Source organism: Arthrobacter subterraneus, assembly GCF_900099735.1.
Classification (GTDB): Bacteria; Actinomycetota; Actinomycetes; order Actinomycetales; family Micrococcaceae; genus Arthrobacter_D; species Arthrobacter_D subterraneus.
Window position 1 is genome coordinate 639879 of the sequence record NZ_FNDT01000001.1, and the last position, 17635, is coordinate 657513.

Here is a 17635-nt window from a genome sequence, read left to right on the forward strand (position 1 = left end):
GTTAAACGAAGCAGGGACTGCCACCGCGTGGTGGCAGTCCCTGCGTCAGCTGAGCTACTTGACGGCAGCCTTGAGCTTGGAGCCGGCGGTCAGCTTGACGCTGCTGCCTGCTGCAATCTCGATGGTCTCGCCGGTCTGCGGGTTGCGGCCGGTGCGCGCTGCACGCTCCGTGCGCTCAACTGCGAGCCAGCCCGGGATGGTCACCTTGACGTCGTCCTTGGCAGAGGAAGCGAGAACGTCGAACAGGGCGTCCAGCACGCTGTTCACGGCAGTCTGGCTGGTGTCAGCCTTTGCTGCTACCTCGGCCACCAGTTCGCTGCGGTTCTTGGTCTCTTTCTTAGCCAATGTATGTCCTCCTGGACTTGTGCGGATTATTCAGAACTTCACCGTGCCGGCAAAGCTTCTGGAGGAAAACCTACCAGCTTCAACAGGGATGTCCCGTAGATTCGGGCATTATTGCCCGGATTTCCGGGGAATTCAGGGCTTTTTCGGGGTTCGGGGACCCCAAAAACCCCGCGGGACGGCGTTAAACGCAACAGGACGGCGGCCGTATGGCCACCGTCCTGTTGTCAGTTTCAGCCAGCTGCCGGGTCTACCAGCTTGACTTGGTTACGCCGGGCAGTTCGCCGCGGTGCGCCATGTCGCGGAAGCGGACACGCGAGATGCCGAACTTCTGGAGGGTGCCGCGGGGGCGCCCGTCGATCTGGTCGCGGTTGCGCAGGCGGACCGGCGACGCGTTGCGGGGCAGCTTCTGGAGGCCGAGGCGTGCAGCCTCGCGTGCCTCGTCGGTTGCGTTTTCATCAACCAGCGTCTTCTTGAGCTCGAGGCGCTTGGCCGCGTAGCGCTCAACAATGACCTTGCGCTGCTCGTTGCGAGCAATCTTTGACTTCTTAGCCATGTGTTTAGCGCTCCTCTCGGAATTCGACGTGCTTGCGGATCTTGGGGTCGTACTTCATCAGAACCATACGGTCCGGGTCATTACGGCGGTTCTTGCGGGTCACGTAGGTGTACCCGGTGCCTGCCGTGGACTTCAGCTTGATGATCGGACGTACGTCTTTGTCCTTTGCCATTAGAGCTTCACTCCCCGCGCCTGGATTTCAGCGACGACGGCGTCAATACCGCGCACGTCGATGGTCTTGATGCCGCGGGCGGAAACCTGCAGCGTTACGTTACGGCGCAGGGACGGAACCCAGTAGCGCTTCTTCTGAATGTTCGGGTCGAACCTGCGCTTGGTGCGGCGGTGCGAGTGCGAAATACTGTGCCCGAAGCCCGGCTCGGCCCCAGTCACTTGGCAGTGAGCTGCCATGATGATCCTCCAAAGATTGAATAAAACAGGTAACAGACAGTGCTACCTGCCATGGAATGCTTCAGCGGCGTCACCGTCCTGACGGCTACAACGGCCATCTGCGGTGTTCGCGATGTGAGCGCAACCTGAGCCCCTAACTACCGGCCCTCGGGCGAGATAAACTCCCGAAAACCGGAGCAATTGCGCACGCTCCGCCAACTGATGCCTTTCCATTCTAGGAGGGAGGCGGCTTTAAGACCAATCGCGGCCGGTCTCAGCCGCCGCCTCACCCGCTTGGGTGCGTGGCCTTACCGTTGGCGTCGACAACCGTCACGCTGCCGGCCTCACCGATCGCCGCGCCGGGATCCAGCTGCGCGTCGGCGTCGACAATCACCGAGCGCAGCACCGCACCGGCCGGGATGCGGGCCCGGTCCAGCACCACTGAATGTTCGACGACGGCCCCCTCCTCCACGACCACGTCCGGTCCGATCACGCTGTTGGTGACGGCGCCCGCGATGCGTGCGCCCGGCGAGAGCAGGCTGCTCGCCACCCTTGCGGAGTCAGCAACAAAGGCAGGCAGGCGGCGCGGGCTGGCGCTGAGAATCGGCCAGGCCGGATCGTCGAAGGCCAGACCGGCACCCGACAGCAGGTCCATGTGTGCGCGGTGGTAGTTCTCGGGGGTGCCGAGGTCCAGCCAGTAGGAGTCCAGCCGGTGGTCAGCGACCGTCCCGTTCTCCACGAGGTGCGGAATGAGCTGGTCGCCGTAGTCCTGCAGCTCGCCGTCGCGCTCGTGCAGATACGCGAGCGTGTCCAGCAGCACGTCTGTCGAATACAGGAAGATCTCCGCCGCCACCACGCTGCTGCGCGGGTCCTCGGGCTTGTACTGGAAGCCTGTAACCAGGCCGCGCTCGGACTCGACTACGCCATGCTGGGAGGCATCGCCGTCGTACTCCACCGTCACCATGGTCAGTGCCGCCCCTGCTTTCCGGTGGGTGCTGACCACATCCCGGTAGTCCAGGCGGTACAGATGATCGGCACTGAGCACCAGCACCAGCTCGGGGTCGAATTCGCGGATGAATTCCGCCTGCCGGTACAGACCATCGGCGTTTCCGGCGGCAAATCCTGCACCGTGCTCCCCCTGGAAGGGCGGCAGGACCCGCAGACCGCCGTTGGTGCGGTCGAGGTCCCAGGGCCGGCCGTTCGCCAGGTGGTCGTTGATCGATTTCGGCTGGTACTGCTCCACCACCCAGACGTCCGAAATATGGCTGTGGTGCAGGTTGGACAGCGGAATGTCGATGAGCCGGTACGTTCCGCCCACCGGCACCACCGGCTTGGCCTTGCTGTCCGTGAGCGCCCCGAGCCGCCCGCCGGTGCCGCCGGCCAGGATCACCGCCAGAATGGACGGTTCGGTCACGCCGACGCCACCGGCTGGGACTGCTTCAGGATCCAGTGCGTTTCATCGAGCCGGGCGAGGATTTTCTTGCCCACCCTTTCCAGGTCGGCAACATCCCGCTCATCGAGCCCGTCGAAAACCAGCCGACGGACATGTTCCACGTGTTCCACCGCCAGATCCTGCAGGTTGTCCAGGCCCTCCACCGTGATGGACGCCGTGGTGACGCGAAGGTCGCGGGTGCTCTGGCTCCGCTGTACCCAACCGCGGGACTCAAGTTTGGTGACCACATGGCTGAGCCTGGACAGTGAAGCATTGGAGCGGCCGGCCAGCTCGCTCATGGGGAGGGTGCGGTCATCAGCCTCGGAGAGCATCGCGAGCACGTGGTAGTCGAACAGGGTGATCCTGGCCCGCCGGTTGAGCTCGGCGTCGAGGGCGCCCGGGAGCATCGTTGCCACCGCGTAGAGAGCCAGCCACGCTTGCCTCTGAGCAGGATTCAGCCATCGCGTGCCAGTCATGCGAATCATTCTTGCAGAACCGCGGCCGTCACGGGGATGTTGCCTGCCGCGTCCACACCGGATGTGTCAGCTCGGGATACTTCACCGGCAGTGCGTCTCCGGAGGACTGCCCGCGCAGCCGCCTGCCCACCCATGGTCCGAGGTACTCGCGGGCCCAGAGGGCATCCTTGCGCAGCTGCGTCAGCCGGGAAAGTGCCGGGCGGGCCTCAAGTTCCGGCACCTCGATGCTGTGCGCCGACTTCAGGACTTCCAGCACCTTCACCGCCATGAGCGTGTGTCCGGAAGCTGCCATGTGCATGCGGTCCACGTCCCAGTAACCCCAGTTCTGGAATTCGCGCATCCGCCAGTAGTCGACCAGCTCGGCGTCGTGGCGGTCCACGATTTCGCGGACCAGCTCGTTGTAGATAGCGGTACGCCCGCGGGTCTTGCCGAAGACTGCCGACTTCACCGAATCGAATCCGGTGAACAGCACCACGGCGGCACCGCCGGCGCGCAGGCGGGCGATTCCGGCGTCGTACTCCGCCAGCAGTTCATCAAGATCAATGGAGGGACGCAGGATGTCATTCGCCCCTGCATAGATGGTGACAAGGGTCGGCTGGAGCGCGAGCGCCGCGTCCACCTGCTCACCCAGGATCTGCCGCATCTTGCGGCCGCGGATGGCAAGGTTCGCATAGCCCCAGGAAGGATCGGCGAGAACCAGCTGCTCCGCGACGCGGTCAGCCCAGCCGCGGACACCGTTGGGGCTGCGCTGGTCCCAGTCACCTACGCCCTCGGTAAAGGAGTCGCCGAGGGCGACATAACGATGGGTGTACCGGCTGCTCAATCCGCCTGCTCCTCCTCGGAGGTTTCCGGGGGCGTGCCGCCGCGCTGGTGCTCCGCATCATATTCATGCTGCGTGTGATGTTCGGTTTCCGTGTAGGTGCCGTTGAAGCCGGTGGCATTTCCGGTGGGACGTACGCCGGACGGGTCAGGGAACGTCGGCGATCCGCCGAACGGGTTGCCCTCGCTCGGGTCCTTCGTTTCGCCGCGCCCCTCCGGTGCGTTGGGCTGGTCCTCGGTCATGGCTCCTCCTTGTGGTTCGACCACCCAGCATAGTTGCGGTGCAATTCCTGCGCACGCCCCACGGGACCCAGACGCTAAGCTCGATGACGAACCGCTCTCGTCAGGAGTACACACATGGCTTCATTGCAGGACACCGAGTCTGAACCGCAGGTCGAAACGCAGCCGGATGCGCGCACCAGGCGTGCGGCCCTGATCCTCAACCCAGTCAAGCCCACCGAGGAGGACATCCGCGCAATCGTCACGGAATTGAGCCTCGAGCAGGGCTGGCAGGAGCCGCTTTTCCTGGAGACCTCCAAGGATGATCCGGGGCACGGACAGACTCAGAAGGCGCTCAAGGCCGGCGTCGACGTCGTGATCGCTGCCGGGGGCGACGGCACAGTGCGCTGCGTGGCCGAGGAGCTGGCGGGCACCGGCACCGCACTCGGCCTCCTGCCGCTGGGCACCGGCAACCTGCTGGCCCGCAACCTGGATATCGACGTCGATGATCCGCGCGGCGCGGTCGAGGCGGCCCTTGGAGGCACCGAGCGGCTCATTGATGTTGTGCATGTGAACGTGGACCGGGCCCAGGATGCGCACGTATTCCTGGTGATGGCCGGGCTCGGATTCGATGCCTCGGTCATGGCGGACACCCGCGATGACCTCAAGGACAAGGTGGGCTGGCTCGCCTACGTGGACGCCGGTATCCGCAACCTTCCCGGCAAGCCGGCGAAGGTGCACCTCTCGATCGACGGCGGCAAGCGGGTCACCCGCCGACTGCGCAGCGTCATGGGCGGCAACTGCGGAAAAATCATGGGCGGCCTGGAGATTTTTCCGGGCGCCAGGCTCAACGACGGCCTCCTGGACATCATGACCATCGCACCGAGCGGCAAGCTGGGATGGTTCGCCGTTGTCGCGAAGCTCCTTGCACGGGGCAAGGGCAAGGACCCGTCAGTGGAGTACTACCAATGCAAGACGGCGGAAGTGGAGTCGGACACTCCGCTGGAGATCGAGCTGGACGGCGACGCCCTCGGCGAGGGCACGCACATGGCGTTCAGGGTTGAACCCAACTCGCTGAAGGTTCGGATGCCCTACGGGCGCAAGGATCCGGCGATCCTCACCGACCCGGAGCCGTAAGCCCCGGACTCAGAGGTAGCCGCTCGGGTCCACGGTCAGGTCATCGACAACCACTTCGAAGTGCAGGTGGCAGCCTGTGGAGTTGCCGGTGGTGCCCACCGCGCCGATGGTCTGGCCCCGCTCGACCTTCCCGCCCACCGGGATTCCCAGCGAACTCAGGTGGTTGTAGGTGGTCTTCAGTCCGCCGCCGTGGTCGATGACAATGCGCTGCCCCCCGCCATAGGGGTGCCAGCCGGACTCGGTGACCGTCCCTGCGCTTGAGGCGAGGACCGGCGTACCGCAGGCCCCGGAGTAATCCGTTCCGGTGTGCAGTTCCTGGCCGTACCCGCCCATTGGATTGACCCGGTTCCCGTAGGGGGAAGCCACCGAAAGCTCGGTCAGCGGCGGGCCGAGCAACGGCTCCTCGACGGGCTTCTCCACCGGCTTTGCGGGCTCGGCGGGCTCCTCGGCCGGCTTCTCCGGCTCCCGGTCGCGCTCCACCGGCTCCCTGGCCGGCGCTGCCGCGACGTCGGGCTTTCCGCTGGAAAGGGTTGAAACCTTCGTTTCCTCGGTGGCCGGTGTGCCGCCCTGGGTACTCCCCTGCGACGACGGTGCAATCGGTTCGCGGCTGAAGTCCACTGCTGCGTCCTCGGGCACGGTGACGCCCTGGGTGGCGTTCGGAGTCACGAGTCCGGCCTGCGTGAGGGTGGGGTTCCCCGCCACGGCGGTCAGCGCGACGCCGGCTGCAGCGGTGAGCGCTCCGCCCGTGAGCAGCAGGGTGCGGACGCGGCGGTGGAAGCGGTCGCGGCGCCGTGCTGCGCTGCGGGTCCGGTTTTCGGCACCGGTTGACGGCCGGTGGGGGGAGGATGTGGGCGCGTGGGCGTGCTGGGACAAGGGGGTGCCTCTCTTTTACGCCGGCGAAGTTAGCTGTCGGGTTCGAGCAAGAGTTGACTCGGCCTGACCTCGAAGTGACCGCGGCGGCGGGACGAGGTATGCAGGCTTCACCCCAAGGCAGACACGCTGCCTGGTATTGGGTTCTCCGCCCCTGTCTTTGAAGAAGAACGGGGCCGGGCTGCTGACAGGGTTGAGCGTACAGACCGGCGGTCACGGTACGAATGACCGGGTTCAACGCTACGGCATCCGCACAATAGTTACAATTCCGTTATGCGAACCTCCGCATGAATTGCATCACGCCATGCTAAGCGAGTTCCGATTTTCCCTGACGCCAGTAGCCCATGAACGCCACCTGCTTGCGGTCGATGCCGACGTCGCGCACCAGGTAGCGGCGAAGGCCGCGGACCACGGCGGCCTCACCGGCAATCCAGGCATAGAAGGGCAGGGCACCGGAGGGCTTGTCCGGGTTCAGGGAACCGTCCAGGGCCGCGGCGTCGAGCAGTTGCGGCGTTTCCCACAGAACGGTCCGGTCGATGTCGATCTCTTCGGGCTCGGGCCCGGCTGCACGGGAAGGCCCCCCGGCGCCGGCGGCAGCGGCAAGCGCCTGCCCCGTCGGGGTGTCGCTTCCGAGGCTGACCCGGAACGGCGCGGCCAGTGACACCCAGCCAGGCACCCTTACCGCTTGGCGGACGGCGGCGTCGAGCAGCTCACCGTGCGGACGCCCGCCGCGTGCCAGCCAGCTGACGCCGACCCTGGAGCGGGTCCGGATCTCCTGGCAGTCGGAACCGTCGGGGACCTCCAGGAAGGCGTGGCCGCTGATGTCTTCGGGCAGCGACTCGAGGATGGCACTGATGGCCGGGACAGCAGTTTCATCACCGGCCAGCAGAACATTCTGGGCCAGGCCGGGGCGCCACTCGATTCCGCCGTACGAGCCGGCGGTGGTGCAGCTCGCGGCGTGGATGTTGGGCCCGATCAGCCACACCCGGTCCCCCGGCTGTGCCGCGGCAGCCCACTGTGAAGCAGGTCCGCCCTTGCCGTCCGCATCGAAATGCATCACGAAGTCGACATCCAGTTCGGGGACCACGGCATCACACCGGGAAGCGCGGACCGTGTAGGTGCGCATGGTTCCGCGCTCGGCGGGGTCGAGGGACAGCCACTGCTGGTACCAGCCGCTGCCTGCACCGTCCATCAGGGCGCCGAGGTCGGCGCACCGGCCGCTCACCGGCGGAATCACCACCTTGATGCGGAGATCGAGGGTGGACCCCTGCACGCCGAAATCGGAAAGGCACGCACCCCCGAAGGTGATGCGGAGGAAGTTGGAGCTGATGCGCTCCGTGCGGCTGATCACCACGTCGAAGGCGCGGACGGCTGATACCGCCCCCTGCGCAGAGGTGTTCCGCGCCGCCCGGCGGGTGGTGCTGACTTCTGTCACGATGCTGCCTCCATGCTCAGTGCGGATAACCCGTCCTGCGGGTTGGCTAAGAAACCCGGCGTCTTCGCCGTCGTGGATGCTTCCGGGCGGCGAGCAGAGTGATGCCGTCCCACGGGAACCACCATGGGCGTGCCTGCTACCGGATCCGGGATCACCCGGGACTCCAGACCAAAGACGTCGGCCACCGTTTTTTCCGTGACAACGTCCAGCGGCGCCCCCTCGGCGACGATGCGTCCGTCCTTCATGGCAATGAGGTGGTCCGCGTACCGCGCGGCAAGATTCAGGTCATGCAGGACGATCGCGACGGTGGTGCCGGCCCTCCGGTTCAGGTCGGTGATGAGGTCCAGGACCTCGATCTGGTGGGTGACATCCAGGAAGGTGGTGGGCTCATCCAGGAGAAGGATGTCGGTCTGCTGGGCGAGAGCCATCGCAATCCACACGCGCTGGCGCTGGCCGCCGGAAAGTTCGTCGACGTTGCGGTCGGACAGTTCCAGCGTGTCGGTGAGGCGCAGCGCGGACGCCACGGCGGCGTCGTCGTCGGTGTTCCACTGGCGGAACCAGCCCTGGTGGGGGTAGCGGCCGCGGCCCACAAGATCCGCCACGGCGATCCCGTCCGGGGCGACCGGCGTCTGCGGCAGCAGACCCAGGGTCTTCGCCACGGCGCGGGTGGACAGCGAATGGATATCCTTGCCGTCCAGCAGGACGGTCCCGGCCGCCGGCTTGAGGAGCCGGGCCAGCCCGCGGAGCAGCGTGGACTTGCCACAGGCGTTTGCGCCGACGATGACGGTGACCTTGCCCGCAGGCAGCTCCACCGTGAGGTCCTCGACCACCCGGCGCTTGTCATACGCGAGGGTCAGATTCTGGGCGTTCAACCTCATGTCAGCCTCCCTGGCCGGATCGGTTGGCGGTGGCAAGGAGCCAGAGGAGGAACGGCGCCCCGAGGACGCCCGTGATCACTCCGACCGGCAGGGAAACCCCCGGGATCAGGTTTGCCCCCGCAAAATCGCCGGCGAGGACAATCACCATTCCCACGAGGGCCGCCGTTCCCAGCGGGCGGTAGCCGCCGAGGAGGCGCCGGGCGATGGGCCCGGAGAGGAAGGCGATGAAGGCAACCGGCCCGGCCGCCGCCGTCGCCACTGCCGCGAGCAGCACGCCGGTGACGATGAGCGCGAGCCGTGACCGCTCGACGTTCACGCCGAGGCCCGCAGCGGCGTCGTCTCCCAGTTCCAGACCGCGCAGCGGACGGGAGAGCACGACGACGGCGGGCGCCAGCACTGCCAGCGCCATCGACAGAACGGTCACCCGGTCCCAGTTGCTCGAGTTGAGCGATCCGTTCAGCCAGGCGAGGGCGTCGGTGGCGACGTTGATGTCGGTGCGCGTCAGCAGGAAGCTGACCACCGCCTGCAGGACAGCGGAGAACCCGATACCCACCAGGATGAGCCGGTATCCGGCCACCGAACCGCGGCGGGAGATGACGTAGATCGCGAGCGCAACCGCCAGTGCTCCGGCCATCGCAAACCCTGAAAGTGCAAGACCGGAAGCGCCGAGGAACGCGATGGCGAAGACGGCCGAGGCGCTGGCACCGTAGCTGATGCCGATGATATCCGGGCTGGCGAGCGGATTGCGGAGCATGGTCTGGAAGACGGCTCCGGCCGCGCCGAACGCTCCCCCGACCAGGATGCCGATGAGCACCCGCGGAATCCGGTTCTCCATCACGATGAAGCTGGCGCCGGGGATGTCAGCGCCCGCAACGATGTGGAAGAAGTCGGGGATGGTGACGGTGTAGCGGCCCAGCAGCAGTGTGGCGGCACTGAGCGCGAGAATGAGGAACGCGAGGCTGCCGATCTTCACAGCCCGCTGGGCGCGAAGGTGCGAGCGTCCCGGGAGCACCATGGCCCCGTTGTCTGCGCGCTCAGCGGCGTTTGCGGCCGGCCGGGTTCCGAGGCTCACAGCTCGGCCATCTTCCGGCGTCGTACCAGCCAGATGAACACCGGAGCCCCGATCACGGCGGTGAGGATTCCCACCTGCACCTCACCGGGAGGGAGGATGACCCGCCCGAGGATGTCCGCCGCGAGCAGCAGAACGGGTGCCAGCACCATGGAGAACGGCAGGATCCAGCGGTAGTCGGGGCCGGTGAAGGCGCGCACCACGTGCGGGATGACCAGGCCTATGAAGGCGATCGGCCCGGCGGCCGCTGTCGCCGCACCGCAGAGCACGACGACGCCGAGCGCCGTGAGCGCGCGGGCGGCAGTCACGTTCTGGCCCAGGCCGCGTGCGATGTCGTCACCGAGGGACAGGCTGTTGAGGACCTTGCCGGTCAGCAGGGTCAGGGCGAAACCGAACGCGAGGAAGGGCAGTACCGGAACGATCACGTCCCAACCGCGGCCGGCGACCGAGCCCACCTGCCAGAACCGGAAGGTGTCAAAGGTCTGCTGGCTGGAGACGAGCACCGCGTTCAGGAGCGAGACCATGCCGGCGGAGAGGGCCGCGCCGGCCAGTGCCAGTTTGATGGGTGTGGCACCGTCACGGCCGAGGCTCGCCACCGCGTAGACCAGCACGGCTGCGGCCCCCGCCCCGAGGAACGCGAACCAGATGTAGCCCGTGAAGTTGGTGACGCCGAAAACGAAGATGCCGATCACCACGGCGAGCGCTGCGCCGGAATTGACGCCGAGGATCCCCGGGTCGGCGAGCGGGTTGCGTGCGACGCCCTGCATGGCGGCACCTGCGAGGCCGAGGGCGGCGCCGGCGAGCAGGCCGACGAGCGTGCGCGGGATCCGCGAGACGACCACGGCGTGGTCTCCGTTGGCGGGGTTGTACGCGGTTAGAGCCTGGACCAGTGTTTCCGGATTGATGGGACGCGCGCCGATCGCGAGGGATGCAACACCAGCGAGCGCGAGGACCGCAATCGCCAGGACCAGTTTCAGTCCGCGGGCGGCCGGACGCCTTGGCGCCCGGGGTGCGGAGAGTGCCGGGGAGGCAGGCGCATCGAGGGCGGCCATGCATGCCTCCTTGAGCCAACCGAAACGGACTTAAGTAAGGCTAGCCTATGCATGCCTGCATTAGGAAACGGTTATGTATCCTATTCCCGAACGCGCCCGACACTCCTACTCCCCTTTCCCCGGGAACTTTTGTGCAGCTCTGGCGGGTTCCGGGCCGGAGAAGCCGCCATAGCTGCACGAAAGTTCCATCAGGGGCCGCAGCCGGCGGGGTGCCCCGCCCAAACGGGCTGCCGCCCAGGCGCTCGCGCTGGTGGTCGGTGTGCCAGTTCTCCAGCGCGGGCCCCTTCGGAACAATCTGCGTCGGGTTGATGTCCTCGTGGACGATGTAGTAGTGCTTCTTGATCTGGTCGAAGTCGATGGTGTCACCGAAACCCGGGGTCTGGAACAGGTCCCGGGCGTACCCCCACAGGGCCGGCATCTCGGTGAGCTTGTTCCGGTTGCACTTGAAGTGCCCGTGGTAGACCGGATCGAACCGCACCAGCGTGGTGAAAAGCCGGACGTCCGCCTCGGTGATCGAATCCCCCACGAGGTACCGCTGGTTTGTCAGCCGCTCCTCGAGCCAGTCCAGGGCGGTGAAGAGCCGGTCATAGGCGGCATTGTAGGCATCCTGTGACCCGGCGAACCCGCACCGGTAGACCCCGTTGTTGACCTCGGTGAAGACCCGCTTGTTGACGCCGTCGATTTCCTCCCGAAGGTCTTCCGGGTAGAGGTCCGGAGCGCCCTGGCGGTGGTATTCCTTCCATTCCGTGGAGAGGTCCAGGGTGATCTGGGGGAAGTTGTTGGTCACCACCGCACCGGTCGGAATGTCCACGATCGCCGGCACCGTGATGCCGCGGGGGTACTCGGGGTCCCGCTTGAAGTACGCCTCCTGCAGCCGCTCGATTCCCAGCACCGGGTCCTTGCCGCCCGGGTCGAGGTCAAACGTCCAGGACCGTTTGTCATGAGTGGGACCCGGCGTGCCGAGCGAAATGGCATCCTCCAGCCCCAGGAGCCGGCGGACGATGATTGCCCGGTTGGCCCAGGGGCAGGCGCGGGCCGCGATCAGCCGGTAGCGGCCCGGTTCCACCGGGAACCCGTCCGCGCCGTCACGCGTAATCCGCGTCTCGATGTAGTTGGTGTCGCGGGTGAACTCCTTGCCGGAGTCCACATAGGCGCCCTTGGTGCTGTGTTCGGTTTGGCTCATGGGTGTCACCCTAGTTCTTCGACCTGGAGGAACGCCGGTCGTCGCGGTCACGGCCGTATTTCTGCCGCAATTCACGGCCCCGATCCACCAGTTCGAGCTGCTTGTCGCGCTTCTTCTGTGCAGCCTTGGTGTCCCGCGGGGGAAGCTGTACGGTCTCCTCTGCCTCGATGCCGGCCTGCAGCTCGCGGCCGCGCTCGAGTTCGGCATCGAACTCTGCCCCGAAGAGCAGGGAGAGGTTGGCCAGCCAGAGCCACAGCAGGAAGATGATGACGCCTGCAATGGCACCGTAGGTCTGCTGATAGCTGCCGAAATTGGCCACATAGAAGGAGAACGCAACGGTGGTCAGGGCGAGGACGATCAGCGCGATGAGCGAGCCGATGCTCACCCACTTGAACTTGGGCTGCTGCAGGTTGGGTGTTGCGTAATACAGCACAGCAACCATGAGGACGGCGAAGAACACCATCACAGGCCACTTCGCGATGTTCCAGACGGTGAGTGCCGTGGAACCCAGGCCAATCACCCCGCCGATTGCCTCGGCAACCGGCCCGGAGAGGACCAGCAGGAGCGCCATGAGGACAACCAGGAGAAGCACGACGACGGTGATCGCCAGCATTACCGGGCGGAGCTTCCAGAATGGGCGCCCCTCCTCCACCTCGTAGATTCGGTTCATCGCCCGGGAGAAGGCGTTGACAAAGCCGGAGGCGGACCAGAGCGCACCGAGCAGGCCGACCACGAACGTCAGGCCGGCCGTCTCGGAGGAGGCCAGCTGCTCGATCGCCGGCCCCACGGTTTCACTGGCCTGGGATGAAACGTTGGACAGGATATTCAGGACTGTCTCGGTGGTCGCTTCGGCCTGCCCGAAGAATCCAAGGATGGACACCAGCGCCAACAGCGCCGGGAAGATGGCCAGCACTGCGTAGTAGGTCAGCGCCGCAGCCAAATCGGTGCACTGATCCTTGCCGAACTCGCTGACGGTCCGCTTGAAAACGTATCCCCAGGCCGGTTTTGCAAGGTCGGTCGGATCATCCGGCTTCCGCGAATCGTCCGGGTGCGGACTTGAGGCCGCCTTCGCCTGCGTAGCTTCCTCCGCCGAGTCCGCCTTCGCGGGGTCTTTAGTGGTCACGTTTCTACCTCCGGTTCAGAATTACCTCCCCCAACCGAACCATAAGGATACTTAGTATTGCAATAAGTGGTCGACCCCTTAGTGTGGATTTCAGGCCGCCACATCGATTGAAGGGTTCCACATGCGCATTGCAGTTATCGGGGCAACCGGCAATGTGGGGACGGCGCTTCTCCGCCGGCTCCAGCAGGCCCGCGCGGAGAACCCGGCCCTCGAACTCGTCGGTATTTCCCGTCGCAAGCCCTCCCAGGACCACGCTCCGTACAGCGGCGTCGAGTGGCACACGGCCGACGTCGGCACTGACACCGGCAGGGAAAGCCTCACCGCCACGCTGAAGGGGACTGACGCCGTCGTCCATCTTGCCTGGGCCATCCAGCCCAACCGGGATGAGGATGCGATGCACCGCACCAACGTCATCGGGACGCAGAACGCCCTCCAGGCCGCTGCCGACGCCGGAGTCCGCCACTTTGTCTGCGCCTCCTCCGTCGGCGCGTACAGTCCCGCACCCAAGGACCGGCAGGTCACCGAGGGCTGGCCTACCGGCGGCATCGCGTCATCCCACTACAGCCGGCACAAGGCCGCGCAGGAGGATCTGCTCGACGCCTTCGAACGGGATTTCCCCGAGATCCCCGTTGCGAGGGTGCGCCCCGGGCTCATCTTCCAGGCCGACGCCGGCGAGGAGATCGGTCGCTACTTCCTCGGCCCGCTCATCCCCAAGTCCATCCTCAACAAGTTGAGCCTGCCGATTCTGCCCATCCCGTCACAGCTGGTGTTCCAGGCGGTGCATGCTGCGGACATGGCGGACGCGTACTGGCGCATCGTTGACCAGCGCGCCTCCGGGGCGTTCAACATTGCCGCTGATCCCATTCTGACGCCGCCCCTGGTGGGCGGACTGCTCGGCGCAAAGCGTGTGTTCAACCTGCCGGTGTCGGTCCTGCGGGCGGCCGTCGCGGCGTCGTGGGCACTGCACCTCCAGGCCACCGATCCGGGCTGGATCGACATGGCCTCGCAGGCCCCCGTGATGAACACGGACCGGGCGCGGACGCTGCTCGGCTGGGAACCGACCCGCTCCTCGGTCGCGGCGATGCGAGAGGTGATCGACGGCATGGCGGGCGGCTCCGGCGTACACGGCTCCCCCAGCCTGCGACCGGGCGGCTGAGCGCTCCATCACTGGCATCGAGCGGGCGGAAATCACCCAGATTTCCTCCACGAGGACGTCATTTCCGCCCACTCGATGTGTGTGCCTGCTACTCCTTCACGGCGCCGGCCGAGGCGTTCATGATGCGCTTCTGGAAGATGAAGAACACAATGGCAACCGGCACGGTCATGAGCGCGGCCGCGGCGAGCTTGAGCGGGTACTGCGTTCCCTGACTGAGGGCACCGGAGGCAAGCTGCGCAACGCCCTTGGTCAGCGTGGTCAGATCAGGGCTCTGGGTCGAGATGATGAAGTGGTTCAGCTCGTTCCAGGACCCCTGGAAGGACAGAATCACGATCGTCATCACGGCCGGCCGGGCCATCGGCAGCACCACCGACCAGAACGTGCGGAACGTACCGGCGCCGTCGATCCGCGCCTGTTCCTCCACGCTGGCAGGGATGGATTCGAAGAAGTTCTTCATGATGAACACCCCCGCGGCGTCCGCCAGCAGCGGCAGGATCATGCCCGCATAGGAGTCGTAGATTCCGAGCTGGTTGATCACCAGGAATTTCGGGATCAGCAGCACGACGCCGGGCACCGCCATCACTGCCACCAGCAGTGCGAACACCAGGCCTCGGCCCCGGAAGGGGATGCGGGCCAGCGCATACCCTGCGAGTGAGTTGAAAAACACCCTGCCGAGCGTCACGAACAGCGTGACAATAAAGGAGTTCATCCCCCACTGCGGGAAGTCGGAGTTGGCGAAGAGGCCAATGTAGGCGGCAACGGTCCAGTTCTGCGGAATGATGCCGAGCGGGTTCTGCGCCGCTTCGGGTTCGGTCTTGAAGGACGTGGCCACCTGCACCAGGAACGGGAAAATGTAGATGATCGCGAGCGCGATCAGCAGCAGGTAGGTGAGCCAGGCCCGGCGGACTGCCCGTCGCCGCCCCTCGGACTGCGGACGACGGCGGCGCGTCTGTTCCGGGGCCGGTGCTGTTGAGGTACTCATCGGCTGGATCCTCGCTCTTCGTTTTTGCGTGCGGCAGTGCCGGTGGCTCCTGCCGCGCTGGAACCAGCGCTGACGCCGGCCGGAACCATGCGCCGTCGTCGTGGTACATCCCGTTCCTGCAGCGCCCAGCGCTGGAGGAGGGTGAGGACAACGATGATTGCGAACAGGACAAAGGCGATGGCGGCGCCGACTCCCCACTGCTGGTCCACGAAGGCGGCGTTGAAGGAGAGGTAGGCGGGTGTCAGGGTTGTCTTCGCGGGGCCGCCCTGGGTGCCGGTATAGATCTGGTCGAACACCTGCCAGGTGCCGATCAGCCCCAGGGTCAGGACGGTGAAGAGAGTGGGCCGCAGCATCGGCAGGGTGACGTTCCAGAACCGCTGCCAGCCGGTGGTTCCATCCATCATGGCGGCTTCCTGCACTTCGCCGCTGATGTTCTGCAGCGCGGCGATGAAGAGCAGCATGAAGGTTCCGGAGGTGGTGAAGACGGCCATGAGGATGAAGGCGCTCATGGCCACGGAGGGCCCGGCGAGCCAGTCCCACCCGGTGATGCCGAGGAATCCAGGGGTCTGGAGTGCATCCGGCGCCTGGTCCAGGCCAACAAGGCCGAGCAGGATGTACAGCACTCCGCGGGGGTCCTGGAACCAGTTGGGCCCTTCGATGGCGAAGAAGGAAAGGACCTTGTTCACTACGCCGGTCGCGCTGAAGAGGAAGAGCCACAGCACCGTGATGGCCACGGAGCTGGTGACGGAGGGGAAGTAGAACGCTGTCCGGAAGACGCCTCTGCCGCGCAGGATCTGGCGGTTCACCATGACCGCCAAAAAGAGGGATAATGCCGTCTGCAGCGGGACAACCAGCAGCACGTAGTAGAGGTTGTTCCGGATCGCGGTTCCGAAGTCGCGCCCGATCAGCCCCTCGCCCCCGAGGATCCCCGCATAGTTCTCAGCGCCGACGAAGCTGACGTTGCCGGAGAAGGGGCTTCCCCTGCCTGTCCAGTCGGACATGCTCACCCAGGCGGCCATGAGCACCGGGACCACGAGGAAGAGTCCCAGGATCACAACGACGGGGGCGATGAAGAGCCAGCCGGCGAGCCCCTGCCTGCCGCGGATGTTGCCGCGCCGTGGGCTGGTTGTTCCGGTCGCCTTCGGAGCGGCTGCTGGTGTGGATGGCATGGGATTCCTCGGTTTGGAACGCTTTTTGGGGCCTGGACCGGCGCGCCTGCAGTGGCGCGCCGGTCCGGGGTCGGTGGGGCGTTACTGGGTGACTACGGATTCCAGGAGCGGCTGAACCGACTCGAGGATCTGCTGCGGGTCCGAGGACTCGAGGGACTCCAACTGCGAGTTCAGTTCGCCGAGTACGTCCGCTGCGCCCTGCTGTGCGGGCAGGTTCTGCGCGTACTCACCGCCGGCGATGAAGGCTTCCAGCTCGGGGTACTGGGCGGCCCAGTCGCCGGCCGCTGACTGCAGCGACGGCATGGGACCGAACGCTTCGGCGAAGGCCAGCTGGCTCTCGGCAGAGGTCAGGTACTCCACGAGCGCCTTGGCGCCCTCGATGTTGTCACTGTCTGCAGCGATACCCCAGCAGTTGGTGAACTGCAGCGTGCCCTTGCCGCCCGGACCTTCAGGAAGTTCGGCAACCTGGTACTCGACGTCCGGGAAGTCGGCCGTCATGGCTCCGGCAATCCAGTTGCCCTCGATGACCATCGCCGCCAGACCCTTGCCGAAGGCCTCGCCGCCCCAGCCTGCGCCGAGGTTGGAGGAGTAGTCCGCCACGCCGTCGGTCATCATCTGCTTGACGAAGTTCAGGCCCTCGACGTTCTCTGGGCTGGCTGCCGTTGCCTCGCCGTCGGTGACGAGTCCGCCGCCGGCCTGTGCGGTGAAGACGCCGAGGCGCTGGAATTCTGGGCTGAAGCCGAGTCCGACGGTGTCCTCGGTGGTCAGCTGCTCAGCCACAGCGGCCAGTTCTTCCCAGGTGGTGGGGATGTCGTCCTCCGTGAGGCCCGCTTCCTCCCACTTGGCCGTGTTGATGATCAGGCCGAGGGTGGAGAAATCCTTGGGCGCGCAGTAGAGCTGGTCCTCGTAGGTGAAGGCCTCGCGGAGCGCCGGGTAGTAGTCGTCCTTGTTCTCGAGGTCCTCGCCGTACGGCTCGAGGGAGCCGTTGGCGGCGTAACCGGCAAAAGCGTCGGTGGACAGGTAAAACACGTCGGCCGGCTCACCCGAGGCGAAGCCCTGGCTCAACTGCTGGGTGAGGTCCGAGGCGGCGATCACGGAGGCATCGATGCCGGACTCGCTGGCCCAGGCATCGACGGTGCTGGTGACGGCCTGGGTTTCGGCGTCGCCGGATGATCCGATGAGCACGCTGATGGGAGCGTCCGTTGCCTCGGCCTGCCCGCCGCCTTCCTCAGCGGATTCCGAGAAGCCGGAGCCTCCACAGGCGGTGAGGGCAAGCATTGATGCCGCGGTGATGGCGACGGCGAGCCGCCGGGGATGTGCAGTCTTCATTGTCTGTTTCCTCATGTTGTT

20 protein-coding genes and 1 riboswitch are annotated in these 17635 nt (G+C 66.0%); of the genes, 2 read left to right on the forward strand and 18 right to left on the reverse strand.

What is annotated here, in order from left to right; all coding sequences use genetic code 11:
* Positions 1–54 precede the first annotated feature (54 nt).
* The 8 genes from BLS52_RS02965 to BLS52_RS03000 all read right to left on the reverse strand — a co-directional run bounded on the left by BLS52_RS02965 (position 55) and on the right by BLS52_RS03000 (position 4255).
* Positions 55–345 (reverse strand): HU family DNA-binding protein, encoded by a 291-nt coding sequence (locus tag BLS52_RS02965; protein WP_026545362.1) that lies wholly within the window; start codon positions 343–345, stop codon positions 55–57.
* Positions 346–592: 247 nt separating this feature from the next.
* On the reverse strand, positions 593–898 hold the full coding sequence (gene rpsN, locus BLS52_RS02970) for a 30S ribosomal protein S14 (RefSeq protein WP_026545363.1): 306 nt from the start codon (positions 896–898) through the stop codon (positions 593–595).
* 4 nt (positions 899–902) lie between these two features.
* A complete protein-coding gene (gene rpmG / locus BLS52_RS02975; protein ID WP_019481734.1) occupies positions 903–1070 on the reverse strand; it encodes a 50S ribosomal protein L33 in 168 nt (55 codons plus the stop codon).
* Complete coding sequence (rpmB, locus tag BLS52_RS02980; RefSeq protein ID WP_026545364.1) at positions 1070–1306, reverse strand: 50S ribosomal protein L28; 237 nt, start codon at positions 1304–1306, stop codon at positions 1070–1072. Before rpmB ends, rpmG begins: the two co-directional genes overlap by 1 nt.
* A 265-nt stretch (positions 1307–1571) precedes the next feature.
* Entirely contained in the window at positions 1572–2699 is a 1128-nt protein-coding gene (locus BLS52_RS02985) for a glucose-1-phosphate adenylyltransferase family protein (protein ID WP_090584418.1), read from the reverse strand.
* Complete coding sequence (locus tag BLS52_RS02990) at positions 2696–3193, reverse strand: MarR family winged helix-turn-helix transcriptional regulator (protein WP_026545365.1); 498 nt, start codon at positions 3191–3193, stop codon at positions 2696–2698. Before BLS52_RS02990 ends, BLS52_RS02985 begins: the two co-directional genes overlap by 4 nt.
* A 28-nt stretch (positions 3194–3221) precedes the next feature.
* On the reverse strand, positions 3222–4016 hold the full coding sequence (locus BLS52_RS02995) for an SGNH/GDSL hydrolase family protein (protein ID WP_090584419.1): 795 nt from the start codon (positions 4014–4016) through the stop codon (positions 3222–3224).
* Positions 4013–4255: a hypothetical protein gene (locus BLS52_RS03000; RefSeq protein ID WP_090584420.1), complete on the reverse strand. Its 243-nt coding sequence runs from the start codon at positions 4253–4255 to the stop codon at positions 4013–4015. Before BLS52_RS03000 ends, BLS52_RS02995 begins: the two co-directional genes overlap by 4 nt.
* 114 nt (positions 4256–4369) lie before the next feature.
* Between BLS52_RS03000 and BLS52_RS03005 the strand changes: the two genes are divergently transcribed.
* The gene (locus BLS52_RS03005) at positions 4370–5368 is read left to right on the forward strand and encodes a diacylglycerol/lipid kinase family protein (RefSeq protein WP_090584421.1); all 999 of its coding nucleotides are present in this window, start codon (positions 4370–4372) and stop codon (positions 5366–5368) included.
* 9 nt (positions 5369–5377) lie between these two features.
* On the opposite strand, the gene BLS52_RS18765 is transcribed toward BLS52_RS03005, so the two are convergent.
* From BLS52_RS18765 to BLS52_RS03040, 7 genes are all read right to left on the reverse strand, one after another.
* Positions 5378–6241: a M23 family metallopeptidase gene (locus tag BLS52_RS18765; RefSeq protein ID WP_245702660.1), complete on the reverse strand. Its 864-nt coding sequence runs from the start codon at positions 6239–6241 to the stop codon at positions 5378–5380.
* 3 nt (positions 6242–6244) lie between these two features.
* A riboswitch (cyclic di-AMP (ydaO/yuaA leader) is annotated at positions 6245–6431 on the reverse strand.
* A 114-nt stretch (positions 6432–6545) separates the two neighbouring features.
* A complete protein-coding gene (locus BLS52_RS03015; RefSeq protein ID WP_090584422.1) occupies positions 6546–7673 on the reverse strand; it encodes a siderophore-interacting protein in 1128 nt (375 codons plus the stop codon).
* The gene (locus BLS52_RS03020; RefSeq protein WP_026545369.1) at positions 7670–8551 is read right to left on the reverse strand and encodes an ABC transporter ATP-binding protein; all 882 of its coding nucleotides are present in this window, start codon (positions 8549–8551) and stop codon (positions 7670–7672) included. Before BLS52_RS03020 ends, BLS52_RS03015 begins: the two co-directional genes overlap by 4 nt.
* A gap of 1 nt (position 8552) precedes the next feature.
* The gene (locus BLS52_RS03025) at positions 8553–9566 is read right to left on the reverse strand and encodes a FecCD family ABC transporter permease (protein WP_090584520.1); all 1014 of its coding nucleotides are present in this window, start codon (positions 9564–9566) and stop codon (positions 8553–8555) included.
* Positions 9567–9619: 53 nt separating this feature from the next.
* Entirely contained in the window at positions 9620–10672 is a 1053-nt protein-coding gene (locus tag BLS52_RS03030; RefSeq protein WP_090584423.1) for a FecCD family ABC transporter permease, read from the reverse strand.
* A 40-nt stretch (positions 10673–10712) separates the two neighbouring features.
* Positions 10713–11855 (reverse strand): glutathione S-transferase family protein, encoded by a 1143-nt coding sequence (locus BLS52_RS03035; protein ID WP_090584424.1) that lies wholly within the window; start codon positions 11853–11855, stop codon positions 10713–10715.
* A 10-nt stretch (positions 11856–11865) separates the two neighbouring features.
* Positions 11866–12978 carry a YihY/virulence factor BrkB family protein gene (locus BLS52_RS03040; RefSeq protein WP_090584425.1) on the reverse strand — a complete coding sequence of 371 codons (1113 nt, stop codon included), beginning with the start codon at positions 12976–12978 and terminating at the stop codon, positions 11866–11868.
* Positions 12979–13099: 121 nt separating this feature from the next.
* Between BLS52_RS03040 and BLS52_RS03045 the strand changes: the two genes are divergently transcribed.
* Positions 13100–14134: an NAD-dependent epimerase/dehydratase family protein gene (locus tag BLS52_RS03045; RefSeq protein ID WP_090584426.1), complete on the forward strand. Its 1035-nt coding sequence runs from the start codon at positions 13100–13102 to the stop codon at positions 14132–14134.
* An 88-nt stretch (positions 14135–14222) separates the two neighbouring features.
* Here the strand turns inward: BLS52_RS03045 and BLS52_RS03050 are convergent, their stop codons facing one another.
* From BLS52_RS03050 to BLS52_RS03060, 3 genes are all read right to left on the reverse strand, one after another.
* On the reverse strand, positions 14223–15116 hold the full coding sequence (locus BLS52_RS03050) for a carbohydrate ABC transporter permease (protein ID WP_090584427.1): 894 nt from the start codon (positions 15114–15116) through the stop codon (positions 14223–14225).
* Positions 15113–16285 carry a carbohydrate ABC transporter permease gene (locus BLS52_RS03055; RefSeq protein WP_090584428.1) on the reverse strand — a complete coding sequence of 391 codons (1173 nt, stop codon included), beginning with the start codon at positions 16283–16285 and terminating at the stop codon, positions 15113–15115. The genes BLS52_RS03050 and BLS52_RS03055 overlap by 4 nt, the downstream gene beginning before the upstream one ends.
* Before the next feature lie 81 nt (positions 16286–16366).
* Entirely contained in the window at positions 16367–17614 is a 1248-nt protein-coding gene (locus tag BLS52_RS03060; protein ID WP_090584429.1) for a sugar ABC transporter substrate-binding protein, read from the reverse strand.
* Positions 17615–17635 lie beyond the last annotated feature (21 nt).

Excerpts from the sequence above, each read along its gene's own strand:
- rpmB (WP_026545364.1), bottom strand. The coding sequence starts at position 1,306 with ATGGCAGCTCACTGCCAAGTGACTGGGGCCGAGCCGGGCTTCGGGCAC.
- BLS52_RS03045 (WP_090584426.1), top strand. The coding sequence starts at position 13,100 with ATGCGCATTGCAGTTATCGGGGCAACCGGCAATGTGGGGACGGCGCTT.
- BLS52_RS02990 (WP_026545365.1), bottom strand. The coding sequence starts at position 3,193 with ATGACTGGCACGCGATGGCTGAATCCTGCTCAGAGGCAAGCGTGGCTG.
- rpmG (WP_019481734.1), bottom strand. The coding sequence starts at position 1,070 with ATGGCAAAGGACAAAGACGTACGTCCGATCATCAAGCTGAAGTCCACG.
- BLS52_RS03060 (WP_090584429.1), bottom strand. The coding sequence starts at position 17,614 with ATGAAGACTGCACATCCCCGGCGGCTCGCCGTCGCCATCACCGCGGCA.
- BLS52_RS03055 (WP_090584428.1), bottom strand. The coding sequence starts at position 16,285 with ATGCCATCCACACCAGCAGCCGCTCCGAAGGCGACCGGAACAACCAGC.
- rpsN (WP_026545363.1), bottom strand. The coding sequence starts at position 898 with ATGGCTAAGAAGTCAAAGATTGCTCGCAACGAGCAGCGCAAGGTCATT.
- BLS52_RS03050 (WP_090584427.1), bottom strand. The coding sequence starts at position 15,116 with ATGAGTACCTCAACAGCACCGGCCCCGGAACAGACGCGCCGCCGTCGT.
- BLS52_RS03005 (WP_090584421.1), top strand. The coding sequence starts at position 4,370 with ATGGCTTCATTGCAGGACACCGAGTCTGAACCGCAGGTCGAAACGCAG.
- BLS52_RS03025 (WP_090584520.1), bottom strand. The coding sequence starts at position 9,566 with ATGGTGCTCCCGGGACGCTCGCACCTTCGCGCCCAGCGGGCTGTGAAG.
- BLS52_RS03020 (WP_026545369.1), bottom strand. The coding sequence starts at position 8,551 with ATGAGGTTGAACGCCCAGAATCTGACCCTCGCGTATGACAAGCGCCGG.
- BLS52_RS03000 (WP_090584420.1), bottom strand. The coding sequence starts at position 4,255 with ATGACCGAGGACCAGCCCAACGCACCGGAGGGGCGCGGCGAAACGAAG.
- BLS52_RS03035 (WP_090584424.1), bottom strand. The coding sequence starts at position 11,855 with ATGAGCCAAACCGAACACAGCACCAAGGGCGCCTATGTGGACTCCGGC.
- BLS52_RS03030 (WP_090584423.1), bottom strand. The coding sequence starts at position 10,672 with ATGGCCGCCCTCGATGCGCCTGCCTCCCCGGCACTCTCCGCACCCCGG.